This window comes from Johannesbaptistia floridana, from assembly GCF_057440575.1.
The window spans coordinates 1-21492 of sequence record NZ_JALKVM010000052.1 but is presented as its reverse complement, the minus strand read 5'-3'; the positions used below and the strand labels follow the sequence as shown (position 1 = coordinate 21492).

The 21492-nt window shown below is 35.6% G+C and carries 15 protein-coding genes; 8 read left to right on the top strand and 7 right to left on the bottom strand.

The window, feature by feature from the left end:
• Window positions 1-49: 49 nt before the first annotated feature.
• The 3 genes from MW688_RS03880 to MW688_RS03870 form a co-directional block, all read right to left on the bottom strand.
• The gene (locus MW688_RS03880) at window positions 50-580 is read right to left on the bottom strand and encodes a RipA family octameric membrane protein (protein ID WP_486734603.1); all 531 of its coding nucleotides are present in this window, start codon (window positions 578-580) and stop codon (window positions 50-52) included.
• A 523-nt stretch (window positions 581-1103) separates the two neighbouring features.
• Entirely contained in the window at window positions 1104-1268 is a 165-nt protein-coding gene (locus tag MW688_RS03875; RefSeq protein WP_486734602.1) for a hypothetical protein, read from the bottom strand.
• A gap of 115 nt (window positions 1269-1383) precedes the next feature.
• On the bottom strand, window positions 1384-2856 hold the full coding sequence (locus MW688_RS03870; protein WP_486734601.1) for a hypothetical protein: 1473 nt from the start codon (window positions 2854-2856) through the stop codon (window positions 1384-1386).
• Window positions 2857-2890: 34 nt separating this feature from the next.
• Between MW688_RS03870 and MW688_RS03865 the strand changes: the two genes are divergently transcribed.
• Window positions 2891-3289, top strand: a complete 399-nt coding sequence (locus MW688_RS03865) for a PH domain-containing protein (protein ID WP_486734600.1) — start codon at window positions 2891-2893, stop codon at window positions 3287-3289.
• A 544-nt stretch (window positions 3290-3833) separates the two neighbouring features.
• Here MW688_RS03865 and MW688_RS03860 read toward each other — a convergent pair.
• From MW688_RS03860 to MW688_RS03845, 4 genes are all read right to left on the bottom strand, one after another.
• Window positions 3834-4865, bottom strand: a complete 1032-nt coding sequence (locus MW688_RS03860) for an IS4 family transposase (RefSeq protein ID WP_486734609.1) — start codon at window positions 4863-4865, stop codon at window positions 3834-3836.
• An 873-nt stretch (window positions 4866-5738) separates the two neighbouring features.
• Window positions 5739-9875: an AAA domain-containing protein gene (locus MW688_RS03855; protein WP_486734599.1), complete on the bottom strand. Its 4137-nt coding sequence runs from the start codon at window positions 9873-9875 to the stop codon at window positions 5739-5741.
• Between the two features lie 485 nt (window positions 9876-10360).
• Window positions 10361-10588 (bottom strand): helix-turn-helix domain-containing protein, encoded by a 228-nt coding sequence (locus MW688_RS03850; protein ID WP_486734598.1) that lies wholly within the window; start codon window positions 10586-10588, stop codon window positions 10361-10363.
• A gap of 304 nt (window positions 10589-10892) precedes the next feature.
• Window positions 10893-11171 (bottom strand): helix-turn-helix domain-containing protein, encoded by a 279-nt coding sequence (locus MW688_RS03845; RefSeq protein WP_486734597.1) that lies wholly within the window; start codon window positions 11169-11171, stop codon window positions 10893-10895.
• Window positions 11172-11341: 170 nt separating this feature from the next.
• Here MW688_RS03845 and MW688_RS03840 point away from each other — a divergent pair, with 170 nt between their 5' ends.
• The 7 genes from MW688_RS03840 to MW688_RS03810 all read left to right on the top strand — a co-directional run bounded on the left by MW688_RS03840 (window position 11342) and on the right by MW688_RS03810 (window position 21343).
• The gene (locus tag MW688_RS03840) at window positions 11342-11902 is read left to right on the top strand and encodes a hypothetical protein (RefSeq protein WP_486734596.1); all 561 of its coding nucleotides are present in this window, start codon (window positions 11342-11344) and stop codon (window positions 11900-11902) included.
• Window positions 11903-12056: 154 nt separating this feature from the next.
• Window positions 12057-13664, top strand: a complete 1608-nt coding sequence (locus MW688_RS03835) for a DEAD/DEAH box helicase (protein WP_486734595.1) — start codon at window positions 12057-12059, stop codon at window positions 13662-13664.
• An 87-nt stretch (window positions 13665-13751) separates the two neighbouring features.
• Window positions 13752-14081, top strand: a complete 330-nt coding sequence (locus MW688_RS03830) for a hypothetical protein (protein ID WP_486734594.1) — start codon at window positions 13752-13754, stop codon at window positions 14079-14081.
• A 132-nt stretch (window positions 14082-14213) separates the two neighbouring features.
• The gene (locus tag MW688_RS03825; protein WP_486734593.1) at window positions 14214-17471 is read left to right on the top strand and encodes a hypothetical protein; all 3258 of its coding nucleotides are present in this window, start codon (window positions 14214-14216) and stop codon (window positions 17469-17471) included.
• 641 nt (window positions 17472-18112) lie between these two features.
• The gene (locus tag MW688_RS03820) at window positions 18113-18823 is read left to right on the top strand and encodes an IS6 family transposase (RefSeq protein WP_486734592.1); all 711 of its coding nucleotides are present in this window, start codon (window positions 18113-18115) and stop codon (window positions 18821-18823) included.
• Window positions 18792-19805 (top strand): group II intron reverse transcriptase, encoded by a 1014-nt coding sequence (locus MW688_RS03815; RefSeq protein ID WP_486734591.1) that lies wholly within the window; start codon window positions 18792-18794, stop codon window positions 19803-19805. The genes MW688_RS03820 and MW688_RS03815 overlap by 32 nt, the downstream gene beginning before the upstream one ends.
• Window positions 19806-20185: 380 nt before the next feature.
• Window positions 20186-21343 carry an IS4 family transposase gene (locus MW688_RS03810; protein WP_486734590.1) on the top strand — a complete coding sequence of 386 codons (1158 nt, stop codon included), beginning with the start codon at window positions 20186-20188 and terminating at the stop codon, window positions 21341-21343.
• Window positions 21344-21492: the final 149 nt, after the last annotated feature.

Sequence of the window (21492 nt, the reverse complement as noted above, 5' to 3'; positions counted from 1 at the left end):
TAATTATAACTATACTTGATGTTAGGAGGGTCGATTTTTGAGAAAATCATTAGAAGATTATCTCAAAAATGGCAAACAAGAGCAGGGCAGCATAGCAACCGATGAAAATCATAGGTATTGTTGATTCTATCTTAGCCATTGATTGATATTTCTGAGGATCTTTGCCCTCACCTAAAGCTACCCATTCTGCCCAAAACAAAGCTACTGGTAAATGCTTTTCTAAACCATGAATCACTTCAAATTTGCCTCGATTTAAGCTTCCATAATGCTTACTTAGTGATTGCCAAGTTAAAGACAACAAGATTCCTGCCAATGCTACTGTTATGATTCCTATTCCTGATGGTAACGAAGGGGAAGATTGAACTTTCGTGACAAAAAAACCCGCTACTGACATCAAAAAAGCATTAGCTGTCAACATAATGCTATGAAGTGTCTGGCGACGAGCTACCACTTTCTCCATTGTTTCAACATAAAGTTTATATTGCTCAAAAATTAGCTTTTTGGTCTCCAGATCTTCTCCTAAGTCAACCGGAAACAGTTGTCTATCAAATTCTGTTGGTTGAGAGTTCTCTTGTGTCATTTCTCACGTCTTACTGGTCTTTCAACTAATTATACTGCTAATTTTTTCCCTTAAAATTTGAAGCACAGCTTTTTTGTATAGGTTTAGGTTTTGTGGATAAACTCAAATAAAAAGTATTATCAATACTTTTTATTTGAAGGTCGATTATATACTTTCTAACTCTTTTATAAGGAATATTATATATACTTTTGAAAATGATATTTTTTTAAGTTAGCTATTGCTAGTTTGTGTTTTAAGCTCTTAGTAATGGGACTTTCACACAAGCAATGTAACCCACATTCCGCAGGTTCTCTTTATACTTTTAACATATTCTCCGCGAACGATATGCCCATCAAAGGTTTTAGCTTTTTTGATTAGACTAAAGTCAAAATGCCTAATCACCAGCAATCCAAAACACTACTTTGATTTTCTTCAAAAATCAGCGTTTTAAATACGTAATTTATTATGTTTAAATCGCAATATGCGGAATGTGGGATTAAATTGAGTAGGAGTTAATTGCTCCACATGTTCTAAAAGTTCCAACTCAGTCATCACTCACCTTTCTTGCCAAGCGTTTTATGAAAGTACGAATTACTTGACGTTTAGTCTCTTGCTGTTCATAGCAATATTTCTCCAGCAATTCAAACTCGCTTTCTGGGAGTTGAATTGTTAAAGTTCTAATTGGTTCGTGAATAACTTTTCTGGGCATGAATTTCAATGTAATTCTTATATTCATGATACATTAGCCGAAATAAGTATGGCTATTTTTTTAGTTAGAACAATTTTAAGGTTTTATTCAAGTTTTCTTCTTCATGCGATCGCATCTACTCCCCCTCTATCTCAACAACCCTTATTGGATTGCCATATTCGTTAAAATCCAGAGTATATTTACTGCTATTCATAACACGTGGCATAACTTCTTCTCTCAGAATAGGGTCTGACAACCAGGCATTCAATTCTTCTAGCTCTGATAAAGATTCTCTCTCTGTGGACTTGCACTTGCCCATAGAAAAAGCGCTCTTTGCCCAGTTTTTGATACTAGAAGACACATTAGCCGCATCATTTGGTTCTGTATCTATTTCTTCAGGTTTTGATGTCTGTGGGCTATTTTCAGTGGAATTAGGAGAAGTAGCTATTTCTGCATTGTCTTGGGTAGGTTCAGTAGGATTTGATTTAGGTTGATGGGGGAGATTTATTTGGCGATCGCTAATTAATATTTTACTGTCTTGCTCTCGTCCAGATTCGGGAATATCGGCAATAGGTCGCATATCAGCAGGGAAGTCTTCGGTTAAAGCTCTTTGATGAGTCAGCAACTGCTCTTGTTCGTCTGGCTTAATCTCGATGCCATTCTCCATTCTCATAGCAGCATTTATATATCTCAGGTGCTGCTCGTCTCTGTATTGCTCCCAGGAGATAGCGATATTAGCCGGATGCTTCCTAAAATGCCGAAGAACATCAGCCTTTTTCTTTGAGATATTCCCACCATAGGCTTTCTGCCAATCAGTTGCCAACCACAGCACAAAATTAGGGTCAAGTTTACCGTTAATAACCCACGCCCCTTCTGGTATCCAGGAATTAAATGCTGTCCTAGCTTTACTTGTGGGTTTTACAACTTCTGTTTTTGAGGTAATTTCAAGATTATTTGATATGGCGGTGGTAGATTCTTCGTCAAGGTAATCTGTAGGTTCAGCTAAAGAATCTGTTGATTGTCTTGTGCTATCAAAATTAACTTGACTACCACAAATGCTATCTGATTCTAATTCAAAAATTTCTTCTTTCCCAAAAGAAATATTATTAACTTCTTTATTTAGTTGATCTTCATTATTTATTAGAGTTTGATTTCCCACTTGTGGATGACCCAGATGTGGGAAATCAACATCTGGTAAAGATGTATTCATAGTAGGGGTTTCAGTTACTTTACTCTTTAGTTGATTAGTTGAATTTGTTCGAGGAGCTGCCTTAGATGTGTGTGAGTTGCTGACATCCTGATTATCGTCCAGTGCCTCAACAGAAATCTTGGCTTCGGGCTGGACGATAAAATTATTCTTCTTATCTTGGGGATAATTTGGCTGATGAGGAGCTTCATGGAGATTAACAACCCACTCCACAATCTGCCCCAATTCATTCCTTATGGCAGCACGAACCAAATAACCTACCGCATAACCTTGAGCAAGAGTGCAGCCAAAATATAAAATAGAAAGCAGAAATCTAGACAAGGAGATAAATATGAGCGAGGGTTTAGAATTCAAAGCCCCTTGGGGTATGTCGCTACTTGTAATGACAATTGTTGGTTGCATGATTCTTCTTGCAGTTCCCCTTATTGGTGTTGTAATGCAACTTCAAAAAGATTCCCTATGGCGAGTATTAACAATTGCACTTCCCCTAGTGATTTTGTTCGTTTCCCTTCTCTACAGTGTTAGGGGTTACTTGCTTACAGACAGCACACTTCAGGTTCAGCGATTGGGTTGGAATTTAAAAATTGAACTAGCCAACCTAATCAATGCTGAGATTGATCCGCAAGCGATGGAGAAGTCGATTCGATTATGGGGTAACGGAGGACTTTTTAGTTTTACAGGTAACTTTCGTAATCTTAAACTTGGCTTTTATCAAGCTTATGCTACAGAGCCGCGTAGAGCAGTTATCTTGAGATTTCCCCAACGTACAATCGTTCTCACTCCAGATAATCCAGAGCGTTTCGTCAGTGAAGTGCTAAATCGGCAAAACAGTTAACCCGCATTTCTCACAAAAAGAGCGATCGCCAACGGAGCGAGCCACTGCGCGATCACGATAAACAAACCTCAATCTCCACAAGCTTTTTAGCCACCCTGTCACCCAGTCAGCTATCTTTCACTGTCAGTTTAGTTTCCTTAAAAAGTTTTTATCGTTGAAAACCTGCCAGAAGTTAGCATCCTTTCGGATTGAAGTATTTTCTTCTATCCTCCGCATTACCAGAGGCATTCGCTTTTTCTGGCATCCTTTATCCTCGCTCGTGATTTTGCTTTCCTTACGGTTGGCTTACTCTGCTATCTCACGGGGTGACGAACTATTTAAAAGCTTTACTGGGTAAAGGATCAAACCGTTAGTATTTCTATAAGAAATCAAGTATAAAAGAGTAATATTTGAAGCATAAATATAGGTTAGTACTTTATTAGTTAATTAGTTATATTTGGGGTTCAACAAACTCTTTTACCTTTTTAGATTCACTTATTCTCATTTTATTCTTTTGTTTTATTTATTAATATTCCCCCCCCCTTTTTCTCTAATTATTTCCTATTTATATTGACTCTTGATAAATTTTTTTGATTCTTTCTTTTGCTTTTATTCCTCTCTGATAAAATTTAAATTTATTCAGATTTAGCTCCATAATTTTTAACACCATATCTTCATATTTATTTTCTATATCTATCCACGCTGTTCCATAAAGACCTAACCAAAAATCGCTATTTCTTTTTATTTTACTGTTTGGCTTTTTCTTTCTTCCTAAATATTTCTCTAGCCCTTTTCTTTTTAGTTTTTCTCCACTTAAACTTCTGCTAGTATAAGCTATTGCTACCAATAATAGTATACTATTTAATCTTTTTTTATTTGCTTTACTTCCCTCTAGATTATAACCTCCCGACTTATAATCTTTAAACATTGTTTCAATTCCCATTCTTTTTTCATATATGTGTACTACTAATTTCATGTCTGATAATGATGTTAAAATATACCAAGGTTCTTCTACTCTCTCTTTTTTTCTTTTTTTCTTTTGATACATTACTAAGTTGTTGCGACTAAATCCTGTTTTTTTTGTTGTCTTTATTCCCATTTTTATTTGCTTTATACCTGTTTTGATCTCTATTTCGCTTAATTTGTCATATCTTTTTCCTCCTTTGTGATAAAACGTTCCTGATTTTTGTCTTAAAGCAAAATCTACTTTTTCTTTTCTTTTACTTTTTTCTTTTTTTAACCATGTTGCCAACTCGATTGAATGGAACTCTCTATCTCCAATTACTACTACTTTGTATTTTTTTAGAGCATTTAATACTGGTACTAGTACTGCTTTTTGTTCATTTAAATTACTATTACCTTGTTTTTCTAAAATATTCCAATACAAAGGTATTCCATGATTTCTATATATTAAGCTAACCATCAAAATATTATTTTCTATCCACTGGGTCCTATCCCATGCTATTATCAGCAGTGACATTGGTTTAAACTTCATTTCAATAATTTTTTGGATAATCGGTAACCAAATCAAACTGATGCTTATACTACTTAATGCTAAAAACCTTTGAATATGTTTTCGACGGCTTTCTAATAAAATTGGCTTTCGATAAATAAGTGGCTAACTTACCTATTTGACATGTTCGATGTTCGTTAATTATTTTGATTAGTATTAATAGGGTTTGAATTTGCGTCAAACTAAAGTGCTTTTCAAAATGCTCCGGCCATTTTTTGATAATATTCATTTTTTTCTTTCTGACATTTTTTTGGTTAAGTCATCATTAATTTTGACAAAATTTCGGTCAGATTTTGATAATCACTATTAATACTTATATACTTTTTATTGATTTAGAATCACTTGTATTATGTACTTGCATTGTAAAAAATAGCAATCTATAAAGTCAAACCCTTAACAATTAAAGCTTCTAGCTTCTTCGTCACCCTGTGAGCTCTGCTATTAAACAGACAACTCATAAGGCTTACTGTAGTTCCAAGTATCTGAGATACGAGAGCGGGTGGGTTCTGTCTATACTCCGATGGGAATTTAATCTGTCGCTCAAAAGACTAGCGAGCTTTTGAGCTACCCATTCACTTTTTAGTTTGAGTGTAGAGAGCCTATTTCACTCATTGGTGAATGACGAAGCTTCATCAACAGTTCACATTTGTTAACCCGTCTGAACTTCAAGAATGCCCTTCCCAGTCAAGGCTACTAGGATAAGGATACTTTCGTGGTCTGCATTCCATTGGGTTCATTACTTACTACCAATGTGACCAGGGGACTTGACCCCTTTACGTGAGGACAGTAGGACAGACTCTACGCTTGAGAATAGTTTCTCCACTCAATAATAGAGAAGGACTAAATTACTTCTCTGATACTCGACTTCTACATCGCACCGCTAGTTTCACCCCAAGTTAACAAGACTTATGCTATTCCATTTTATAACTAATAATACATTTTATAACTAATAATAATTTAATAATCGTATTTAATTGTATAAACTTTTATGACATTGTCTCTAATTTGATCTTCAAATAGGCAATGAGAACATCTTGAACGTAATTCCTTCCAAAGTAATGCTTCTTCATAGTGTTCAAGTTCTGTGGGAATATAATCTAAAAGAGTTTTTGCAACCACAACAATTAAGCTTTTTTTAACTCTTGAAAATGCTACATTGGAGCGATTTAGACTGAGAAGGAACTGAACATTATTACTAATTGCCGATAGATTACTGGCGGTTGCCGAAACTATAATATTATCTCTCTCGCCCCCTTGTACTTTTTCAACGGTGTCAATCACATCAACGGATTGTCCGTAGTAGTCTTTCAATTCTGTTTTTAGCAAGGATCTTTGGGTTCGATGGGGTGTAAGAATAGCAGTAGAATTATCAGGAAGTTCTCCTCCTGCCTCAAGAATTGTTTTGATGATTTCAACTTCGAGTCGATTTATTTGTTTGGATTGATTTTCATTATGAACCACAAGATATAAGCCTTCTTCATTTCCGCTTAAAAGTGTTTGCCAATTTCTTTCTGTTTGAGATTCTAGTCTAATTTCATTTTGATTTTTTCCTGTCAATTGAATATTATCTTTAAGATAAACAGGTTCGATCAGTTTACGAATTTCATAAGGTAAACGAAAAGTGTTATTTAAAGTTGAACGTAGTATTTGATTATCGTCTATAGTAAAATCTGTATTTTCCTTCAAGTTATTAATAGCTTGATATGCACTAATATAAGGTTGATAAAGCAAAACTGGTGGGCGTTCTTCATTATCCCAATCATGGGTAACGATCGGAGCAAGTTGTCGATGATCTCCTGCTAACATGATTTCTCCATCATCTCTCACTAGGGTGGCTAAAGCTAAAAAATGAGGAAACACCATCATACTTGCCTCATCGACAATCAAAGTAGTTGTTTGAAAACCTTGAGGGTAATCCTTTTTAAATGTTGTTTTTGTCTTTAACTCGTTGACCATTTTTAAAATTCCATTCGTCGTTCCTCCTATTACCAAAACTCCACTTGAACGCATTTGATTAACGTTAGTAACACAAGGTTTAGAAGAAAACGTTGCTATATTTGTATTTTTAAAAAACTCGTTATTTCTAGAATCAACTCGACTTAGTTGAATTGATGGCACATTTAGGTTCAAATTAGAGGCTTGTTGTTGCAAAATCGGTAAAAGGTTATCTAAACGTAATAGTAAGTTATCTACAGCAGTATGAGTATGAGCAGTGATAAGAACTATATTTCTAGCAGAACAATGGGCAAGAATTCTCAAAAAGGTAGCGATCGCAGTTGTTTCTGTTTTTCCAGTGCCGGGGGGTCCTTGTAATAGTTGAATTCTGGTGTTGAGTCCATTTACAATTGCTTCAATTTGTTTTTGATCTAGCTGTTTTTCATTGGGGAAAGGAATAGTTTGAAGAAATTGCTCGTATAGTGCTAATTGATTATTCTGAAGAGGATTTTGTTTAGGAATTAGAGGTTGTTCAGGATTAAGCCACTGACAAATGTGATTTCCTTGACTGCTAGATAATTTTTCATCGACTCTTCCCGCAACAAAATCTGAAGGGCTTTCATCAATGGTTGCATAATCAAAAATAATTTCTTGCTCTTTATAAGATTTACTTAATAACTGATAGCGATTTGATGAACTATGAATTACAGAAAGATGTATGTCATTATTCCCCCAATCAATGTCTTCTACAACACAAGTACTTCCGCGAAAAAGAAGTTGCTTAATAGTTGAGCCTCTATCGTTATTTACAAAACTAGGAGTAAGTCTGACAAAGGAACCAACATCAATACTGCAATTAGCTCGTAGAACTTCTGTTGTTATGTTGTAGTCATCAAGGTTAATTTCAGCAGTCAACTTATTATTACCGTGATGTTCAACATTTTTTACGGGAATAGTTCTGCCTGAAGATACACGGTAAATGGGTGGCTTTAGATGATCAGCGATCCAATCTGTTACTTTAACGTGCTGATCTAAACGTAAAAAATCAATACCTGCTTGGGCAGTATCATCAACACCTAAACTAAAATCTGGTAAATCTTTGATCGTTAAAGATTCTTTCATTATTTCAGAATTCTTAAATCTAATACCCTCCTCAATCCATCTAATGGCATGAGTACGAGCTTTGAAATATTCTTTCAAATAGTTAGGTGTTTGGGCTTGATTATAAGACTCAATTGCTTTTGTAGTTTTCGGAACTTCGGATTTAGGCAGTGTTCGCCAGTAACCACGCCAATAAGCAGCACTCAAAGAATTAAAATATCTTAACCTAATCTCAAACTGATGTTTTCTGGTATTTTCAGATGATTCTGTTGCCCATTGGTTCTGACTATCTATTTCCAAATTGGTTTTAAAGTCAAAAATATCAAGGTAAAATAGTTGATCTAATTTTACTACTTTGCCATTAATTTTCCGTTCCCAATGATAACGTCTGCCATACCATTTTAAAGAAGTAACAACGGCGAGATCTCTACCTGTCCATCCTAGAGCATATCCTTTTTCAACTTCATCAGATAGACAAGAATAGATCAATTGTTCTAAACTTTCTCTACATCCCAATAATTCTCGCAAATGACTAAGTAACTGGGAACTTACACGAGAACATCCTTCTATTAGTTGACTCATTTCTTGTCGAGACCAAACATAGAAATGAATAGGTGCTTTTTCTGTTTCCGCTACAGTGGCGATCGCATCAACTAATTCTGAGAGAAATGCTTGAATTATCTCTTTTTCAGAGCCATTATCAACTTTATAATCTCCTGTCCACGGTGATGTCTTGAACTTAATTACATTTTCCCCTTCAAGTTCTTTTTGCTGATAAATACGCTTATTATTGTCATCAAGTTCTTCTAAATATTCTTTAATATTAGGATCTGGTTGCCATTTACCATCTCCATTTTGCTCAAATTTTGGATCTAATTTTCCTTGACTTTTAGTAACATGAGCGGATAATCCACCAATTCTATTTTCAACATAATCATATTCAACAGAAAGATAAATACGAATAAGACGTTCTCCATTGATGTTATGCTCTGGTAGTTGACTGTTACCTGAATATTTAGGCAGTGAAGTGACTTCATAGGCATCAGGATCTAAATCTCCATCAGGAAGAGTACGCCTACGAGTTTTTGCTTTTAATTGTAGTAGTTCTAAATTCTCCGTAAAACTTATATCTTGTTGAAGTTTAATAGCTTGATTCCCCGTTAGCTCAATATCGGCTAAATCGTCTATATTTTTTACTCCAGCTTGATTTAGAGCCTTAGCGATTGATGAATCTATCCCCAATAACTGTAAACTTTTTTTTCTGGCACTTTCTGCTAAACAATGAACACTTAATATACAGTCACTACATTTTTGATCTAATTGATAATCTAAATCATCTATATCTTTTTCTATGATTTGCCTTAATGAGCCATCAAAAGCGATTAACCTTTCTATATCAGCTTCAATGCTATCCAAATTTAGTGCTGGGGATTTGATAATATCCTGAATTTGATTGGTATTTTCATCAATACGAACAACAACACATTCTATCTTTTGAAGATTAACTTTAACCCCACAAATAGTAAGGGGATTACTTTTCATCAACTCTCGAATCAGCATCTGATATACAGCAACTTGTACTCGATGATAAGTTCTATCTTTTCGTGATGCCTTACACTCAACTAATCGAAAAAAAGGTTGGTTATTTTGCCAATAAACCAAGATAAAGTCAATCTTTCCACTGATGTTGAATTCACCTAATTTTCCAGCAATCGCAATTTCTCGTCCATAAGCCTTTTCTCCCATCGCTAAATTTGCCAACTTTTCTCTAAAATCATCCCAAATCACAGTAGATTCTGGTTCTAAAGTATTAAATAATACAGTTAATCTCTTGAATCCTTCTTTATCAAGGGATTTAGCCCAATCTTCTTCTCTTTTTCTTCCTTCTGCTTCTAAAACAGGATCTAAGGAAGTGTTAAAAATTAACTCAGAAAAGGAAGGAATATCATTATGTACCTGTTTGTAATTGTCATATTTTAATTTGAAACGGCGATCGCAACTTTGGTATCTAATGTATTCTGCTATATCAGTAACTTTGATGTTGAATTCTTTGGACATCTGATGTGCTTGAATTATTGATGATTTGAAAGATGTATTTTTATTCTAGCTATTGTTTTATTTATATGAAAATAGAGAAATTAGAGAAATTAGGGTTTTGTTGCAAAGAATTATAAACTATACAAGATTATTATATAACTAATTGGTTATTTAAGCGGCAACCTCAACGAGTGATTTCGACAAATTTTCTTTGAGCTACACTATTGCTGCGATCGCATCTACTCTCCATCTTTCTCAACACCCCTAATTGGAGAGTGATTTTGTACGGGGGAGATAACTTTAAGTGCCATCTGCGCCACTTGGTTGTAAATTATCTAGCTGTTTTTCCACCTCCCCCATTTTTTCGGCTATCTAAAGACCTATCGCTCATAAGGAATTTCCTCAATTAGTTAAGTAAGTCAAAAAGAGAGCATTTTCGGTAAATTTTAATTTTTATCAATATTTTCCCTAAAATACGGACTCAGAGACATCTTAATCACCAAAATTTAATCAAATTTTGCGCCCAAATCAATTTTGAGAACAGATTCGATAGATCTTAAAACTTCTTCAGAAATCCATTCTCGGTCTTCTTTTTCTAGCTGATACCAATACCCTACGCTAATTCCCGCTAAAGTAGCTAAAACTTGTACTGAACGTCCGTCTTTTAAACGTGACTCTCGAAGCTTTTCGCCAAACTTGGGGATTTCTGTCTCTTGGTACCTTCTAACTTTCACACTTAGTAGTTTAGTTTCTCAAAGTTGTTACCTCACAAATTTACAACATTTTTTTAGCCAGACTCTCTACTATAGTGTTAAGACACCAGTTTTTATACTATAGTAGAATAAAAGAGTTTTAACTATCGGGGGTAAATATGGCTATTTAAATGTTTGAGAATTAGGAAACTAAATTATCCATATTTCCACTTAATTTAACCAGAGTTAATGATTTTTGGTATTTTCATGGCAAATACGAGAAGGTTACATTTTCTTTTCTCAGTAAATAGGGGAATACTCTGAAATTTAGCATCTGATGTTAGTATTAGTGTTTTGCCATAGTTGTTTGAAGACTATGATTTGTGCTGTCAGTGTTTTCAATTTTTTTTTGATTGAGCTTAATTTGTTCATTTAAGGCAGCTAAAAGCTGCTCAGCATCACAACCTAAAATTAGTTGTAGTTTAGCAGCATGAAAAAAACTATGATCACTTGTGGATATTCTTTCCCACTTACGAATGGTATTGGGGTTCACTCCTATAAGATCCGCTAATTCTTGCTGAGTTAAATTTTGACGTTTTCTGAGCTCTGAGAGAGTCAATGTCATATCTTTTTGTTTTTCTGATAATGATCCATATTTTTATTTTACAATATTAACTAAATCTACACTAAAATAGTTAAATCAATATGTTAGTGTTGACATCATTACGAACGTTAGGATAAACTAAGAAAATAGAGAGGAGCAGCCCTCTCTTAAAAATCACTTTTTTTTTTGCTATGAATATTAGTTTATCAAGATCTAAACTCACTGACCAGTTTCTGACTGACGAAGGATTATTACTGGCTCAGCTTTCTTTCAATATCAAACAAACAAGGTCAAAAATAATTGCTAAAATTTCTAACCTTGTCAAATATATTTTCTCCTTTCATGAAACCAAACCAAAAATAAGAAATAAAATCCAAGTTTCGACAAAAAGTAACACAAAAAGTCTAAGAAGAAAGGCCCGTTCAAAAAAACAGAATTTGCTTTTGAAAACAAATTTAGAAGTAGTCCAACATCTTTCTCAAAACAATCTAAAATCAGAGGTTTCCAAGGAAATTAAGTCTCTAGATGTTCCATTTGAAGTAACCAAGCAAGGGGATATCTGGAAATGGAATTTAGGACTTGAGCGATGGGATAAAACACTGCAACTGTACTGTTTTCTAAAAAATGAAGAGTTGAATAAGATATTCTTTCATTTCAAAAACTTCTACACTAAGTATCAATCAAGACTGAAAATTGAAATAATTAAACCTACAGATAAGCCAGTAACATATCTACCTGTTACTGGCTTATAAGATGCCAGAAATTTGGTAGATAAATGCAATCTACTTGAAATTAGTATTGCCCAAAACAAACAAACCTTTCATAAGAGAATAAGACTCAATTAAGGTTCAAGTAATAAGGACTTGACCTTAATTAAAGAGTCAAAAACAAAACGAATTATTTATCATGATACCTGAAATATACTCACAGGGCAAGCTGAGTCAACTTAGCTTAGCTCTAGATTCCTCTTGTCAGCCTTCATTACCACAACTTAGGGATTATCAGCAACAGGTCATTCAAGAAATTAATCTTTTGATTAAGCAAGGATATCAAAGAATACTAGTCTTTGCCCCTACTGGTGCTGGAAAAACAATAATTGCCGGGCAGTTTGTCTACGATGCCGTCCAATCAGGGCAAAAAGTCATTTTCATTGTTCATCGAGATGTTCTCATTCAGCAAACACTAGATAAATTTGCTTTATGGGGATTAGAAGACAAATTTGGAGTAATAGCAGGTGGTTATCCAGAAAACCATTCAGCTTCAATCCAAATCGCCTCTATTCAAACACTTTCTAGGAGGAATATTGACTGGTTTACTCCTAATATCTACATTTTCGATGAAGCCCATTTAACCAATTGGTTTAAAACTAGTCTCAGTCTATTCCCTCCTCTTTCAGAAAACTCTCAAAATCAAGCAATCTGCATTGGGTTAACAGCAACACCTTGGCGCTTATCGAAACGGGAAGAAATGGGAGATATCTACGAAACATTAATAACAGCTCCATACCCTTGGGAATTAATTGCCAGGGGTTTTTTAGTATCTCCTGTTTACTACGGATTAAAACAAGCCAATCTCAAGGGAGTAAAAACTACTGATGGGGAATATTCCAATAACGATTTAGAGGTACGTTGTAATGTTCCCCATGTCATCAATGCAGCAGTCAGAGAATGGATGAGACTGGCTTATGGAAGAAAAACTATAGCTTTTGCCGTAAGTGTCAGCCACGCACAAAGTATTGCAAAAGCTTTTAATGAGCAGGGAATTGCCGCAGCTAGTGTTGATGGTTCGATGAGTTATAAAGAGCGCTCTCTACTTTACGACCAACTGGCAACCGGAGAGATTTTAGTTATTTCCAGTTGTGAGTCACTGTCTGAGGGATTTGACGTACCCAGTGTAAGTTGCATTATGTTGTGTCGTCCTACGAAATCTAAAGCTAAATATTTTCAGCAACTAGGAAGAGGATTAAGACCATCCGCCGATAAAACCGATTGTTTAGTTCTAGACCAAGCCGGATTAATTAAACGTTTTGGCTTTATCGAGAACTTGAAAAAAGTAACTCTCAACAATGCGGACGACATACCTCTAGGAGAAACACCCACCAAAATTTGTCCAGAAGATGAATATGGCTGTGGAGCCATTATTAACCAATTTGCCCAAATCTGTCCTCACTGCGGTTATGTCTTCCCTCGACCAGACAAGCTAACTCCCACGCAAAAATTGGAGCGATTAATTAGACGAGAAGATATACACAAATTTCATTTCTACAGGGAACATTTAAAAATTGCTTACCTGAGAGGCTTTTCGCCAGAATGGGCGACCTTAAGCTTTCAAAAATCCTTTAACGGTAGTCATCCACCCAGAGATTGGAGTCGGGGTGCTGTCTTTGGAGATAACCCCACAGAGAAACATCTTCAGGTTTATCGCAATTATTTGTCTGCGATCGCCATTAGCAAAAAGAAAAACTTGGTTTGGATAAGCCAATACATGAACTACGAGTTCGGACAGGACAAATAACCATCACATAAACCTTGGAGAAAAGAAATATTTCTCCAGGGTGCTTTTCTTATTGACCCACATAGAAAGGAATTCACGAATTTGACAATGAAAAATATCGAAGCATTTAAATTGGCGATCGCTCTCATCTACCCCACTCCACAGAAAGTATGGTTCAAACTAGGACATGACCGATTCTTCGTAGGTGAAGTAAATAGCAGCGGGAACTTTTCCTTACATGCGACCAAAGGGAATAGAACCAATCGCACTACTACCGAATTAATAGAAGATGGATTTAGTTATCTACGTAAGCAATCAGAACTTGTTGTTGGTGGAGTTTTCTATATCCCCACCAATGCCGAAGAATTCCCTCTTAAGGAATATATTCATACCTCACAGGATGTTAGTACTGAGTTTGATTTTGGTACAACTGAATAACAATTAGATAAAATCGACTGGTTTATAAAAGTATCTGGCTTAGAAGCAGCATTTACCACTACTTCAGGAGGTAAATCTCTTCATCCTCACTGGTTACTTGATGAAGCTATAGACATTAAAAAAGCTACTTATTTGGAGCAGCTTCTGTGTATTGCCACCATGGGGGACCCGGCTGTAGTTAATCCTCATCAACCCATGCGATTCCCTGGGTTTTATCGTAAGGAGAAACAAGGGGAACAAGAATTAATTCAATATAGCCATAATCGCTATAGTTATGAGGAGTTTTTGTCAGGTTTTAAGAAAGCTTTTGCAGCATTAGATTTGCCTTTTCCTAACGAAATTAGCGAAAACAGATGGCGAGAAATCAAGAAAGCTATCCGTCTCAAAAGAGACTATGGTCATATCGAGGCGGTACTTAAGCAAAAAGAGTCAGATTTCTTACAAGTCTACCGAAACACTTCTAATTTTAATTCTTTTGACTCAGAAAACCTTGTAGACCGTTTAATTACCGATGCTCTCTCAGTTATTCCTCAAAGAATCAAAGGACAGAACACTTATGAATATTACCTGAAAGTTGCTACTGTACTTAAAAGTAGGTATGGAGAAGAAAGAGCGATCGCATTATTAGAACAGCATTCTCCATCACATCAAAGTGGCTGGAATATACCAGGAGTAGTAAGAGCCATACATAAGGACTTGCCACCCCCAGTCTTATTCAATGTGGCTAAAGAATTAGGGGGATGGATTTATCCCCAATGGGCAAAAGATGAACTCAAAAAACAATGGATTGCTGAACACCAAAGACAGATTACAAAAGAATTTGAACCAGATTCAGACGAATATCAGGAATTTGTAGAAACACTTGCCGAACAAGAGTTAATTGAAACTGAACTAGAACCAAAAAATAACTTCTTTGATTGGTTGAGAAGACAGTTAAGTCTTGGCTTATGTCCTACTAAATATTTTGGGTCAAGTTTTCAGCAAATGGTCAAAGCCACAAAACCTCTATCTATGCCCAGTATCATTCACTTTAAAGAAGGTATGGTCTTGCCCGCTCCTAATCAATTTAAAGGGGTGATTAGATTCAAACCTCAACAAAGATTAAAAGTGATTGCCACAGCTAAAAAAGCGGGTTGGAAGTACGTACATGATAAATCTTTTATGGGGTTAGGGAAATCTCATGAATTAGGTCTACTAGAACCAGATAACTATCAAGTTATGGATGCTAATTCTGGTGAAATGAAAACTAGAAATGGCGAAATTTGGTATTTAGACTTGAATCACCGCAACCCTTCTGTAGCTACCATAGAACAAAATTTCACTGATTTACCTATTAAGCATAATGGGTTATATCACAATTATTCCAGACAAACAGCATTAGCAAAACCTTTTCTAGTAACTTCCCCCACTGAAGATAATCAAGCTGTAGCAGTAAGCAGCAACTGTATCAATGCTGAACTGTTTTATCAACTCAAAGAAAAGGGCTATGACCCGGACTTTAGTGCAGAAGAACGACAAATTTCTAATGGCAATTCATATCAAGTAAATTCAATATGTGCCAGATGCCCTTTCTTCAAGCAGAAAGGGGATAATGGAAAACCTCTTTGTTCTAGTCAAGTGGGTGATGGCTACGGTTTTCGGAAGTTGAGGAAAGATGCGATTGCTACGCCCAAGAAAAGGGCGCATATTGAACAATTAGCGCCAGACTATGATTACCAATATTCAACACTGATAGTAGAGGAAGCTGGTCAATTGGTTAAAAGTACAAAACAGATTGATTGTAGATTAGCCGACTGGGACAAACAGTGGGGCGAGTTAGAAACTCAATTTCCTGAGTTTTTTAAGTTGTTTGCCCCAGTGAGAGTCTATCTGCGCAACTTATTAACTAATCCTAAACTTCCCTACCATGGATATGACCATGAGCATTTAATGGATGAACTTAGCAAAATAATTCCTAACACAAATCAATGGGTTCAAGAGGTTCGTGATTGGTTGCCGATTATTAAAGAAGAATCTAATCTATCTAAAATTTTTGTTGACCCGGATAGTTGTACTTTTGATGGTCTAGACCCGCAATCCTCTTTAACTAATTATGAAAGAGAGCAATTAAAGAAAAAGATGGCTTATGCCAGATACTATTTCCGTAAAGAAGCTTGGACACAAAATTGTCAAAACTTGGCTGAATTACCTAGCAACTTCTTAATCCCATTGCTGGAAGTCCTTACAGAGAATAATTCTAATGCTCAAGGTTATCGGGGAGTCTTACGGATTAGCTCAAAACCCGTTGCTACTTTATCCATTACCATCAGAAAAGAGCAGCAAGAGCAAATCATCAAAAACAGTCGTTTTGTTGTCTTCCTTGATAGTACCGCGCAAAAGGAATGGATTGGCGATCTCTTAAATATTCCTCCTGACTCCATTCTTCAAATTGAACAAGAACCACCCTCTATGAGTAATCTTAACGTGGAGGTTATTAACGTTAAAGGTTTGGGTTCATCCCAAGCAAGTGAGACTGCTTTGCAACGTGCGATCGCGTTAACTGAAAAACTCCAGACAAAGCACCCTGACTTAACTGTATTGGGATTGAAGAAATGGCAGGACAATCTTAAACTTGACGGCTGGTGGTTTGCTCATAATCGTGGCACTAATGAATTAAAGGGAAAAACAGCTATTGCAGCTTTTGGCTCACCTAATATTAATGTGGGTGCTGCACTGGACGAATATTTGATTTTACATGGGACTACTCAGGGATTTGATGCGTACTATCAACAACTAACCGAATCCGAATATTTACAATTGATTGGACGTGCTAGACATCATCATTATCTCTATCAGCAATTTACTATTTATTTGATTGGCTCAAATATCAACTCTGATTTCCTTGGTGATATTGGCATAAACAATAAAGTTTCCGATGGATTCAGTTGGACTCCATTCGCTGGTACACAACAACAACAAAACCGTTGGAAGATTTGGCAGATTTCACAACAGTTAACTAAGTTGGGAGAGAAGGTTACTCAAGGCGCGATCGCACTTGCTTTGGGAGTTAGTCAAGGCAGAGTATCTCAAATACTCAAAGAGTCTCCTTTAGGGGATTGGAGAAGTTTGAAAAAATTATTAGAAAACCTACTAAATACTAATAGTAGAAAAACTAATAATTTAGATATAGAATCAGATGAGCTTCTAGCAAAGTTTCTAGAACTTGATGTGGAATGTGTAGTCGAAACAGTTATCAGAATTATTCATGAAGAGGGCTGGCTAGAATTTACTGATTGGTTGCAAAGTTTTTCTGCTCAGATACAATGTCAATTGGTAGCAATAGTTACTAATTTCTATTTATCATCTAAAGCGATCGCCAAAAACCCCCCTCAATCTCCACAAGCTTTTTAAGCACCTTGTCACCCCGTCAGTTATAAGTCAGTAAAGAAAATAACTAATGCTGGACTAGGCTATAAATCGTTTCATACAGCGTGGCGAACCATAAGAGGAATTGAAATAATGCACGCCAATTAATAAAAGTCAAGTTGATGGTGTTGATCATAGGGATAGTGTAGCTCAAAAAGAATTTGTTGAATCACTCTTTGATGTTGCTGCTTAAAAATACGTGAGATACATAGAAATCTTGTATGCTTCATAACTCTTTGCAACAAAACCAAAATCTAGAGCATTTTTTTCATTGTCAGAAATTTCCTGTAGACGTTTTCTTTAAACTTTGTTAATCTAGTTTTAGATTGTTAACTTAGTTCACAAATAAAAATATGTGTGAACTAAGTTAACAAAATTAACAATAGTTAAGGATTAAGTGATATGACCAATACTTTAGATTTTGTGGGGATTAGCGAAATTGCAGATAAATATCAAGTTTCAAAATCTGCGGTCTCCAACTGGACAAAAAGATATGACAATTTTCCATCCCCTAAGTTAGAAACCAAGGGGGCTAAATTATATTCTTGGTTCTGTTGCAAAAAATATCAGTCGCGCTCGTAATATGTTAAGATATCTAAGCGTGACTGCCTTATTTAACATAATTGATGAATCCCAAACAACCCTTCAAATGGCGCCATTTCCAAAAAGAAATAATCTTACTTAATGTGCGTTGGTATCTTCGCTATCCTTTAAGCTATAGGGATTTGTCAGAGATGATGTTAGAAAGGGGTTTATCAGTTAACCACTCAACTATATGTCGTTGGGTTCATACCTACGCACCAGAAATTGATAAGCGAACTCGTCGTTATCTCAAACCAACTAACGATTCATGGCGTGTTGATGAAACCTATATTAAGGTCAAAGGGAAATGTAAATATTTATATCGTGCTATCGATAGCAATGGTAATACTTTAGATTTTATGTTGAGTGCCAGACGGAATGGAAAGGCCGCAAAAAGATTCTTTGAGAAAGTCCTCAAAAATAGTCACAGTATGCAACCGAGAGTAATTAATACAGATTTAGATAAAGCTTATCCACCAGCCGTAGAAGACCTGAAGAAAGAAGGGACTCTGGATCCAAATAGTGAATTGAGACGAGTGAAATATCTTAATAATAAGATTGAACAAGACCATCGAGCGGTCAAGAAAATAACAAATGCTTCCCTGGGTTACAAGTCGTTCTATACAGCGTGGCGAACCATCAGAGGAATTGAAATTATGCACGCGATTAACAAAGGTCAAGTTGATGGTGTTGATCATAGGGATAGTGTAGCTCAAAAAGAATTTGTTGAATTACTCTTTGATGTTGCTGGTTAAAACTTACGAGATACATAGAAACATTGTATACTTCGTAATTTTTTGCAACAGAACCCAAATTTCTCTACCAAAACAAGTTAAACAATCTCTCTGGAAAGCTCTCAAAGTAGGAGTCAAAACGGAATTCCCTGTATCTCAACAAGGAACTCCTCAAGGAGGATGCTGTTCACCGCTCTTAGCTAACATTGCTTTACATGGTTTAGCAGATTTAGGTACAGGCTATAGATACGCTGATGACTGTGTTTTCATCCTAAAACCGACGGAAAACCCGCAAGAATTAAGGATGAAAATTGACGAATTCTTAGCTATTAGAGGATTAAAGGTCAAAGAAGCCAAAACTAAACTTGTAGCAGCGACCGAAGGTTTTGATTTTTTAGGATGGCATTTTAGAGTTAAGGAAAATGGGAAATTTATTTCCACACCCTCAAACACGAATTACCACCAAGTTAAACAAAAAATTAAAGCCACACTCAAAGACAACAGATTTACACTTCCTGCGCGAATCAAAAAAGTAGGTTCAATAGTTCGAGGTTGGAGAAATTATCATAAGTATTGTGACATGAGCCAACATAATCTTTGGTTCTCACGCTATTGGGCGTGGAAGTATATTCGCTCCCAAGGTAGATTCAATCGAAAACAAACAGACCAACAAATTGATATTGCTTTTCCTTCCATCCCTTGGTCAGTTAATAGATTCGCCAATGTCATAGGAACTAAAACCCCTTTTGACGGAGATTTAACTTACTGGTCTCGAAGAAAATCTAATCTGTACGACAATCATACAGCTAGAGCTTTGAAAAGACAGGGACATAAGTGTGGAGAATGTTCATTAGCTTTTTTGCCTGAAGACAAAGTAGAACTACATCACATCGATGGTGACCATCACAATTGGAAGCCGAAAAATCTTGTAGCTTTACATAGAGAATGTCATCAGGGTCAGGAGATTCACTCCTTTCAACGACAGCAAAAGGGGAAACCCTAAGTTTAGCCAGAAGCGTAGTGCGGTGAAAGTTGGTGCGATTCGTTGAAGCTGCGAAGCTCTGGAGAACAGAGAAGTAGAGGCTTCCAGGCGATGACGGGGAGAAAACCGTATGTAACCTGAACTGATAGTTGGATGTGGGTTAAAGTCCCACCACTGACGGGGTGACAGGGTGCCTGAAAAGCTTGTGAAGATTGGGATTTGGGGCGGGCGATCGCGCAAACAATTAATAAAAAGTTTTCGTTTATTGAGAATGGAGATTTTTGGAAATGCCAGAAGAGAGCTTCAACAAGTTGACTAAAAATTCAATATAATCTCAAAGAAAAAACAACCTGATTTTATGGTAAAAATAATCAGATCGTTTAAGTAATGTAGAATTTTTTATGAGTATTTTATTAGAATACAGAGACCATTTTACCAAATATTTAACATCAACACAACTTGAGGGATTAAAAATTTTACTATGGTTGTTGATGGTCCATAAACAAGTTAGGATAGAACGGTTAGCAGCTTGTTTTCCATTACCAATCCTTTATGAAAGTAGAAGAAAACATATCCAACGCTTTTTAGTTTTACCAGCATTAAGTGTTTCATTGTTATGGTTTCCTATTATTAAATCTATCATTAATAAAGAGTTTAAAATTGATTCTCGTTTAATTATAACTATTGATCGAACTCAATGGAAAGAAAAAAATGTGTTTGTAATTGCTGTGATTTGGAAGAAGAGAGCCCTACCTATTTATTGGCAACTTTTGAACAAAAGAGGAGCGAGTAATTTAGCTGAACAACAAGCCTTAATTAGACCCGTTCTTCGGTTATTAAAGCAGTACGAATTAGTCATTATTGGCGACCGTGAATTTCATAGCGTTAAATTGGCTTATTGGCTAAAACAAGAAGGAAAAAAACAACGGGTTTTCTTCGCACTCCGTCAGAAACTACCTACTAATTATAAATCAAATCAACAAGATTATCAAATTTTTAAAAATTTGATAATCACTCCTGGAAATAAAAAGTTTCTTACAGAAGTTTTTGTAACTAAAGAAAAAGGATTCGGAAAATTTAATGTGGGGGCTTATTGGAAGCGAAAGTATAAAGGTAAACAAGAAGAACAACCTTGGATTATTATAACTAATTTAACCACAATTGAAGATGTCTTAAAAGTTTATAAAGCTAGAGCTGGTATTGAAGCTATGTTCAAAGATTGTAAGACAGGCGGCTATAATTTAGAGGGTTCTAAAGCTAATATACAGCGACTAACTTCTTTAATTTTATTAATAGCAATAGCTTACACATCTACCTCTTTAAAAGGTAAAACATTTCGCCAAACACATCAAGCAAAATATCTTGCTCGTTTAACTGAAAAGTCAAGAAGCGACCAAAGACATAGTAATTTTTGGATTGGGCTTTATGGAGAACTTTGGATTAATGCTTGGGACTTTTGTTTTAAATTTGTTGAAATTATGATTAAAAATAATCCGCATAAATTAAACAATTATACAAGAGGTTTTAAAGCCATGTCTGTGATAAAATCAGCTATTTAATGCCCTCTCTATTTTAACTTAAATCTTTCCAGTTAACTTGATTTTTAATTAAATATTATTCTGTAAAAAAATGTTTTGTGCAAATTTTTGTAGTAGTTATTTATTTTTTGTGTTGACTAAGAATTCAACTCGGGGTTGGGGTTGTTCTG

What these genes read in the sequence shown, in the direction of transcription:
- MW688_RS03875 (WP_486734602.1), bottom strand. Translation starts at nt 1,268, where the DNA reads ATGCCCAGAAAAGTTATTCACGAACCAATTAGAACTTTAACAATTCAA.
- MW688_RS03855 (WP_486734599.1), bottom strand. Translation starts at nt 9,875, where the DNA reads ATGTCCAAAGAATTCAACATCAAAGTTACTGATATAGCAGAATACATT.
- MW688_RS03865 (WP_486734600.1), top strand. Translation starts at nt 2,891, where the DNA reads ATGCAACTTCAAAAAGATTCCCTATGGCGAGTATTAACAATTGCACTT.
- MW688_RS03835 (WP_486734595.1), top strand. Translation starts at nt 12,057, where the DNA reads ATGATACCTGAAATATACTCACAGGGCAAGCTGAGTCAACTTAGCTTA.
- MW688_RS03830 (WP_486734594.1), top strand. Translation starts at nt 13,752, where the DNA reads ATGAAAAATATCGAAGCATTTAAATTGGCGATCGCTCTCATCTACCCC.
- MW688_RS03870 (WP_486734601.1), bottom strand. Translation starts at nt 2,856, where the DNA reads ATGCAACCAACAATTGTCATTACAAGTAGCGACATACCCCAAGGGGCT.
- MW688_RS03820 (WP_486734592.1), top strand. Translation starts at nt 18,113, where the DNA reads ATGAATCCCAAACAACCCTTCAAATGGCGCCATTTCCAAAAAGAAATA.
- MW688_RS03880 (WP_486734603.1), bottom strand. Translation starts at nt 580, where the DNA reads ATGACACAAGAGAACTCTCAACCAACAGAATTTGATAGACAACTGTTT.
- MW688_RS03845 (WP_486734597.1), bottom strand. Translation starts at nt 11,171, where the DNA reads ATGACATTGACTCTCTCAGAGCTCAGAAAACGTCAAAATTTAACTCAG.
- MW688_RS03840 (WP_486734596.1), top strand. Translation starts at nt 11,342, where the DNA reads ATGAATATTAGTTTATCAAGATCTAAACTCACTGACCAGTTTCTGACT.
- MW688_RS03810 (WP_486734590.1), top strand. Translation starts at nt 20,186, where the DNA reads ATGAGTATTTTATTAGAATACAGAGACCATTTTACCAAATATTTAACA.